Consider the following 7,419-nt stretch of genomic DNA (forward strand, 5'->3'; position numbering starts at 1 on the left):
AAAACAGACTATCACATACGTGAAGTCTGTTTCCCCATTCTTTTATTTTTGTAAATCTGCCCATTTTAAACTTGTAGCTGGACCAAATTGATGTACATATAAATCTTTCACATATGGTTTTTGTAAGTAAGATAATCCACGCTGGAATACCGGTGCAATTACTGCATCATCAAGTAGCATTTTTTCAGCATCTTGCATTGCTTTCCAGCGAGCCTTTTCATCATTACCTAATTCTGTTTTAATCTTCTTAATTAATGCATCATATTCTGGATTTGCATATTCTGTATTATTAACACTGCTTCCAGAAAGGAATACTTCTAAGTAAGTCATTGGATCTGGATAATCTGGTAACCAGCGTGATAACGACATTTCATATTCTTTCTTCTTCTCAAGTGCTAATTTTTGCGTATGCGGCTGTAATTTCACATTCACTTTTAATCCTGGTAAGTTTTTCTCAAGCTGCTCTTTAATGTACTCTCCAACTTTTTTAAAGTTTTCTAAGTCATAATTTAATAATTCTAAAGTCACTTCATTTGTACCTGTCTCTTGTTTTGCTTTCTCCCAATATTCCTTCGCCTGTTTTACATTTGTCTTATTAAACTCACCAGACGTACTTCTAAAATCTTTCTTATCTGGGCCCTTTAAAAATCCTTTTGGTACGTAATAGTTCGCTGCAACCGATCCATCATTTAAAAATGAATCTGCGAGTCCCTTCTTATCAAAAACTGTACTTAGCGCAAGACGTGCATTTTTATTTTTAAGAATCGGTACATTTTCATTAAATCGGAAGAAGTACATAACTGGATCTGTATATTGTTTTAGCTCTTTATTATTTTTATATTTATCTACGAATTCTGTAGAAATAACAGCTCTATCAACTTTATCTGTTTCATATAAATTTACCGCAGTTGAAATTTCTTTTACAATTTGATAGTTTACTTCATCTAACTTCACTTCTTTTTTATCCCAATACTTATCGTTTTTCTTCATTGTAAAGCTAGCTTCATGCTTCCACTCTGATAATGTAAACGGTCCATTATATACCGCTTTATTTGCTTCTAATCCATATTTATCACCTTGCTCTTTCGCATATTTTTCGTTAATTGGATAGAAGGATGGTAAAATTAATAATTTCGTAAAATACGGTACAGGATGTTCTAGCTCTACGACGAATGTTTTATCATCCTTCGCTTTTACTCCTAATTCATCTAGACCTAGTTGTTTTTTATTTATCTTCTCAGCATTTTTTACATCGTACGCAATGTATGCATATTGAGAAGCTGTATCTGGATTAATCAATTGCTTCCAAGCGTATACGTAATCATGGGCGGTTACTGGATCTCCGTTAGACCATTTCGCATCACGCAATTGGAATGTATATGTCTTTCCATCTTTACTCACTTCATATTTTTGTGCGCCGGCTTCAATTTCTTCATCATTTTTCGATAGACGAAATAGTCCTTCCATTACGTTATTCAAAACGTTAAACGAGACTGCATCTGTTACTTTCCCTGAATTTAACGACGGAATTTCACCCGTTTCTAGTAACTGTAATACTTTCTTCTCATCTTTCGGCTTTGTTGCAGTTTTTTCTTTTGCGCAGCCAACTAAAAATGAAGAAACTAATAAAGTACTAACTAATGAGTAACGAACAACTTTTTTCATTTAAAAACCCCCTCTATTTTTAAGGTAAGTAACGACGAGCACCAGCGTATTCTTCTATATATCCTGGTGTATTTAGCGGTATAATCTCTACCGATCTTTCAGCTCTTGGTGAGTGAATCATATTGCCATCACCAATATACATTGCGACGTGATGGACACTACCTTTCCCTTGATCATGTGCAAAGAAAATTAAATCTCCCTTTTGTAGATTTTCTTTATCAACTGCAACTCCTGCTCTTGATTGCGGTCCAGAATCTCGCGGAATTGTAATGCCGTGCGATTTATAGATCGTATGCGTGAAGCCAGAGCAATCAAATCCAAAACCACTTGTACCAGCCCATATATACGGTAAACCTAAAAACATTTTCCCTGTGTTAATTAAATCATCAGCTGTCGGTTTTGGAATATCAGTTTGAGAACGGTAAACTGTTCCATCATTTTTTCGTAGCCATGCTTTCTGACCATTTGGCAACAATACACGGTATGAAATTGTGTCTTCACTTAATAGCGGCAGTCTTGTATTATAACTGACTTCAAGTGATTTATGTTTTTCAGAAGGATTTATATATAAAATCGCAGTCGGCTTTGTTATTAACACAAAAGGTTCATTTGTTTTATCTGCAAATTCTTGATTATATGTTAATTGCTTTTCAGGCATCCAGCCCGGATAACCTTCTTCATTTCGTGGTGTTGGCTGTCCATGCACTAATACCTTCACCCACTCGCCTTTCTTATCAATAACGGTTACTTCTTGACCGAGTAACGCTTGTGTTTCTAATTTATTTGCATTTGTTAACCATAGTTTCTCGTCAAGTGTCATTGATTTCGTCCATTTCCATAGATCCACTGGATTTGTTGCACTCGGTGTATCGATTGACCTTAATGAATCAGGTGCTGTCCATAACGTTGCAGCAGATACATCTATAAATGCTTTATTATCCTTCTTTTCTTCAGCATTTGCCGATGTAAACGATGAAAATATAAATAAAGTTGTTAAAAATGCAGTTCCTACTTTTTTCATATATATCCCCCTTAAAAAAATAATTTACTAGTCTCTTTTCCTAAGACTTACTATTCACTGTCGATTGAAGGTTTACCTTTGATCCAGAATAAGTCATTCCTTCTGGCTCTTCCATTAACCAAAGCGGTGCATCAAGATCAAAATAATGTATATTAGGATGTGCTGCCGCTAAATGTGCAACAGCACTAACGGAAAGTGAAGATTCCATCATGCTTCCCACCATACACTTCACACCAGCCGTTTCTGCGATATCTGCAATACGCCATGCTTCACGTATGCCACCACATTTCATTAATTTAATATTAATTAAGTCTGCGTATCTTCCTTGAACAAGCTTTAATGCATCACTTGCTGAAAATATACTTTCATCGGCCATAATTGGCGTTTGCACACGATCTTTGACGTACTTTAACCCATCCCAATCTTTCGCGTGTACTGGTTGTTCAATAAATTCTATATTTAAATTACGATTTTCCATCTCTTGAATGATAGAGATCGCTTCTTTTGGACTCCAACCTTGATTCGCATCTAAACGTAATGTCGTATTTCTTGGTACCACATTTCGAATTGCCTCAATACGTTCCAAATCTAAATGCGCCTCTTTACCCACTTTAATCTTTAATGTTTGAAATCCTTTTTCTACATGTTTCTTCGCTTCTTTTGCCATTAATACAGGCTCATCCACACTCACTGTAATATCGGTATGAATTTCTTTCTTCCCGCCTAACAAGGCATATAACGGCACATTTTGATATTGGCAATATACATCATATAAAGCGATATCTACCGCTGCTTTCGCACTTGAATTTCCAATACAACTCATTTGAATACCCTGTAGTAACTGCTGAAACTGAATGATATTTTGACCAATTAAACATGAACGCATCGGTCCTAAAATCGCTTCTTCCATTCCGCTGGTGAAATCCCCCGTAATAACTGGCGTTGCGGCTGCAGCCCCCTTACCAATTACTCCTTCGTCTGTATGAATATAAACATCTATACTTTCAATTTCTGTTACAGTACGAAGCGCGGTTTTAAACGGTTTATGCAGTTTTACACGTCTACGATTTACTTTTACATCTGTAATTTTCATTTTGTTCATCCTTTCATTCTCCAATGAAGTGAAATTTTAATCCACCGGAGATTTATACCCACGGATTATTAGGTAAACCTATTGGGCATTTACTCTTCTATCTCTCTACTTTGTTTTCGTTCACTTTTGATGTAGGACGATAATGTGAAATAAAAAAATCCAGCCATAAGAATGATTCTTACGGCTGGATTTTGTCTATGATTGAGTAGACAAAGCAGCAATCTGATTATATTTTTTCTGTGCATCTTTTAGCGCTACAAGTAACGCTTTTTGAGAAGAACCGAAATATCGGTTCTTTACTTCCATTACTAACGCCGGGTCATTTATATTTTTATGTAGAAATAAATATTTAACAAATTGAGATGTTAATGCAATTGTCGCTGAGCAGTCTGCATCTACAATTTCCCCTGTATCCTTAACAAGTATAAATGCTACGAAATAGCTTTTAAACTTTTCAGTAATGGGATTATTTTGAGGTGCTTTCGCATCCCCTACGATATAAATTGTATTTGAAGCGTACACAGCTATCTTCCTTTCTTATACGAGGATAACGGGTTTCTTAATAGTCGTATGAGCGAGGAACTCAACGTTGATTAAAAAATGTATCCGCTTACCTTGTATTATAATATAATTGACAGAATTTTAACAACATTTATTTTAGTGCATATTCCATATTTATGAAAATAGCTTAAACTCTTCATTTCTACAATATGTGATTGTTCCTTGTACCATGACATTCATACATAAAAAACTGCACCCCCAATTGTTAGACGGTGTCTAACAATTGGGGGTGCAGTTCAATGGCTAACTGTTTTTATTACTTTGGCATCACAAATATAGTTTCATTTGACTTAGAAAATTGATACTCTTTTCTCGCTAACTTCAAAATTTCTTCCTCATCGTCTGTTAAATTTTCTATGTTAGTCTTTAAAGAATCTTTATCTTTCTTTAAAGATACTAATTGTTTCTTTTGATCCGTAATCGTATCTTTCTTTTTATCAATTACTTCTTGTTGTTTCGTTAAAATATATTGAACATATAGAGTAGTTGCCGCAATAAAAAGGACCATTAAAATAAGTCGCCTTAACTTCTTTTTATTTATCCTACGCTTGTCACTAGGTTGTGATAATTGCTCTGGTATATTAGGAACATTTACTCGCTCGAGTTTCCTCATTCAAATCCCCCTAACCCATATTTTTCACTACCATCGGCACGTTTTCTTACTAAACTAAATTCTATTCTTATAAAATAAACTCCTTCACAAAAATATCCCATAAATTAACCAATTAAAGATAGCATTCGACGACATTTCCATATTTACACCGATTTTTTTTATACATGCTGCTATAAAATAGTAGTTTCTGTAATTCTTTTTCTACTATTGTAGAAGAGTTTTTTCACACACAAAATTCCTTCCCCACATATCCATGTTATAACATGCTTACAAGGAGGGGGAATATGCATTACCGCACATTAGGTAAAACTGGAATAACTGTTTCTGAAATAGGTTTTGGCGCATGGGCAATCGGTGGTGATGAATGGGGACCTGTTAACGATAAACAATCTATAACCGCTATAAAAAAAGCAATTGAGTGTGGTGTGAATTTTATTGATACTGCGGATGTGTATGGTTTAGGACATAGTGAAAAGTTGATAGCTACCGCGATTAAAGGACATCGTAATGATATTATCCTATCAACGAAAGGTGGTTTAATCGGACATCACTACGACCCTAATGGAGTTCCTGTATATGATACTCCCGAAAAAATCATCGCCGTATTCGAAACAAGTTTACAACGTCTTCAAACAGATTATATTGATCTTTATTTTTGTCATATTTGGTGGCATAATCGTAGAGAAACAGAAGCATTTCTACGTGCATTTGACATATTAAAACGTGATGGCAAAGTAAGAGCAGTCGGTGTTTCGACTCATGATTTACAATACATTCATCATTTCAATAACAACAACGAAATTGATATCGTACAACTTGATTACAATATATTAAATCGAAAACCAGAAAAAGATATATTACCATTCTTACAAGAGAAAAATCTAGGAGCTGTTATTCGTGGTCCATTAAAAATGGGCATTTTAACTGGAAAATTCACAAATAAAACAATTTTTCCAGATGGAGATTTACGCAAAGATTGGCCAAATGAAACTTGGTTTCAAGAAGACTTACAAACCGTAGAGAAACTTCGGCTGCTCTCAAATAAAAATCAGACCCTAGGGCAACTTGCACTTCGCTATGTACTCTCTCATCCGGCAGTAAGTGTTGTAATTCCTGGTGCAAAAACAGGAACACAAGCACAAGAAAATGCAAATGCATCTGTTCGCCCTATTTTGAGTGATGAAGAGCTTAACTATATTCATTCAATATAAAAAGCCCAATCCGGGCTTTTTAATTTGGCAAACTAATATCATACTCCATTCGCTTCGCTGTGTCCTTCGCAACATGCATACCTAACAAGTTTTTCACAATATGAAATGCCATATTAATTCCAGCTGAAATTCCGGCAGATGTTATAATATGTCCTTCATCTACAAACTTTACATTTTCTATAACTTCAACATTTTGAAACTCATTTTTAAACTTTTCAATACTAGCCCAATGTGTTGTTGCTTTTAAACCTTCCAGTAAACCTGCTTTCGCCAGTAATAGCGCTCCTGTACAAACTGAAGTCATCAGCTTTACTTCTTTCATTTGTTGGCGAATCCATTTTATTACTATTTCATTTTTTATTTCATATTTTCTAGCACCTAGCCCACCCGGAATTATTAAAATATCCACTGGTGGTAAATTTTCAATACTATAATCTGGCTGTACCTTCAATCCATTCCTTGCTGTAATCATTTCCCCATTCTCGCTAACTGTATAAACAGTAAATGTTTTTTCTTCATTCACCTCAGTTACAGAAAAAACTTCAAATGGCCCTGCAAAGTCTAACACTTCTACTTCATTAAATAAAAATATACCAACACTCCATTTATTCATCATAAGTTCACTTCCTGTTTCAAATGATATAAAAGGTGATTATATCCTTTTTCTAATGTAATATCATACGCTGTTTTTCCATCATTTTTCTTAATCATCTTATTAGCTCCATTTTTAAGGAGCAACATAATTATTTCTTCATTTCCTAATAATGCTGCTTCGTGGAGTCCTGTCCAGCCACCACTTTGCATAATATTTACATCTGATCCTTTTTCAATTAAGAAAGCGACAAGTTCACTTTGCTTGTTCGCAATTGCCGCTTGCAAAGGTGTATTTTCATTTTCGTTTTTCGCTCTACTATGTATATCTGCACCGCTTTCTAAAAGAAAACTCGCTATTTCTTTCTGTCCAAAATAAGCTGCTAAATGAAGTGGTGTCCAGCCATCTTTACTACATTCGTTAACAATACTTGGACTCGCCTTTATAAACTCCACTACTTTTTCCTTATCACCACTTATAACAGCTTGTGCTATTGATTGTAAATGCTCCATAATAATCTCCCATCCTTCAAAATATTTAAGCATCTCCTTCTACATGTTCTATTAATTATTATATTTTCCTTTTAAAATCTTAAGTTTACATAATAATATTATATATTACTTTTTTTGTGCTTAATGCTGAATAGCAATAATGTTAAAAATA

The 7,419-nt window shown here is 34.6% G+C and carries 8 protein-coding genes; 1 reads left to right on the forward strand and 7 read right to left on the reverse strand.

All coding sequences use genetic code 11. The features are described from left to right. Positions 1 to 42: 42 nt before the first annotated feature. The 5 genes from ACQGS6_RS19700 to ACQGS6_RS19720 form a co-directional block, all read right to left on the reverse strand. Positions 43 to 1,665, reverse strand: coding sequence for a peptide ABC transporter substrate-binding protein (locus ACQGS6_RS19700; RefSeq protein WP_000758254.1), 1,623 nt, complete (start codon positions 1,663 to 1,665; stop codon positions 43 to 45). 19 nt (positions 1,666 to 1,684) lie between these two features. Further along, positions 1,685 to 2,686 carry a C40 family peptidase gene (locus ACQGS6_RS19705; protein WP_000755426.1) on the reverse strand — a complete coding sequence of 334 codons (1,002 nt, stop codon included), beginning with the start codon at positions 2,684 to 2,686 and terminating at the stop codon, positions 1,685 to 1,687. Between the two features lie 40 nt (positions 2,687 to 2,726). Then, positions 2,727 to 3,788 carry a dipeptide epimerase gene (locus ACQGS6_RS19710; RefSeq protein WP_001038452.1) on the reverse strand — a complete coding sequence of 354 codons (1,062 nt, stop codon included), beginning with the start codon at positions 3,786 to 3,788 and terminating at the stop codon, positions 2,727 to 2,729. Between the two features lie 186 nt (positions 3,789 to 3,974). Continuing rightward, complete coding sequence (locus ACQGS6_RS19715; protein WP_000271312.1) at positions 3,975 to 4,301, reverse strand: DUF3870 domain-containing protein; 327 nt, start codon at positions 4,299 to 4,301, stop codon at positions 3,975 to 3,977. Between the two features lie 295 nt (positions 4,302 to 4,596). After that, complete coding sequence (locus tag ACQGS6_RS19720) at positions 4,597 to 4,953, reverse strand: FtsB family cell division protein (RefSeq protein WP_001228371.1); 357 nt, start codon at positions 4,951 to 4,953, stop codon at positions 4,597 to 4,599. Between the two features lie 284 nt (positions 4,954 to 5,237). Between ACQGS6_RS19720 and ACQGS6_RS19725 the strand changes: the two genes are divergently transcribed. Then, the gene (locus ACQGS6_RS19725; RefSeq protein ID WP_098397437.1) at positions 5,238 to 6,164 is read left to right on the forward strand and encodes an aldo/keto reductase; all 927 of its coding nucleotides are present in this window, start codon (positions 5,238 to 5,240) and stop codon (positions 6,162 to 6,164) included. 19 nt (positions 6,165 to 6,183) lie between these two features. Here ACQGS6_RS19725 and ACQGS6_RS19730 read toward each other — a convergent pair whose 3' ends face one another. Both ACQGS6_RS19730 and ACQGS6_RS19735 read right to left on the reverse strand, forming a co-directional pair. After that, positions 6,184 to 6,780, reverse strand: a complete 597-nt coding sequence (locus ACQGS6_RS19730; protein ID WP_000981431.1) for a DJ-1/PfpI family protein — start codon at positions 6,778 to 6,780, stop codon at positions 6,184 to 6,186. After that, the gene (locus tag ACQGS6_RS19735) at positions 6,777 to 7,268 is read right to left on the reverse strand and encodes an ankyrin repeat domain-containing protein (RefSeq protein WP_426965460.1); all 492 of its coding nucleotides are present in this window, start codon (positions 7,266 to 7,268) and stop codon (positions 6,777 to 6,779) included. Before ACQGS6_RS19735 ends, ACQGS6_RS19730 begins: the two co-directional genes overlap by 4 nt. Positions 7,269 to 7,419 lie beyond the last annotated feature (151 nt).

Source organism: Bacillus sp. GMs2/2, from assembly GCF_050172095.1.
Lineage (GTDB): Bacteria > Bacillota > Bacilli > Bacillales > Bacillaceae_G > Bacillus_A > Bacillus_A cereus.

Coding starts and splice junctions, on each gene's coding strand:
- ACQGS6_RS19725 (WP_098397437.1), top strand. CDS start 5,238: ATGCATTACCGCACATTAGGTAAAACTGGAATAACTGTTTCTGAAATA.
- ACQGS6_RS19710 (WP_001038452.1), bottom strand. CDS start 3,788: ATGAACAAAATGAAAATTACAGATGTAAAAGTAAATCGTAGACGTGTA.
- ACQGS6_RS19720 (WP_001228371.1), bottom strand. CDS start 4,953: ATGAGGAAACTCGAGCGAGTAAATGTTCCTAATATACCAGAGCAATTA.
- ACQGS6_RS19730 (WP_000981431.1), bottom strand. CDS start 6,780: ATGATGAATAAATGGAGTGTTGGTATATTTTTATTTAATGAAGTAGAA.
- ACQGS6_RS19705 (WP_000755426.1), bottom strand. CDS start 2,686: ATGAAAAAAGTAGGAACTGCATTTTTAACAACTTTATTTATATTTTCA.
- ACQGS6_RS19700 (WP_000758254.1), bottom strand. CDS start 1,665: ATGAAAAAAGTTGTTCGTTACTCATTAGTTAGTACTTTATTAGTTTCT.
- ACQGS6_RS19735 (WP_426965460.1), bottom strand. CDS start 7,268: ATGGAGCATTTACAATCAATAGCACAAGCTGTTATAAGTGGTGATAAG.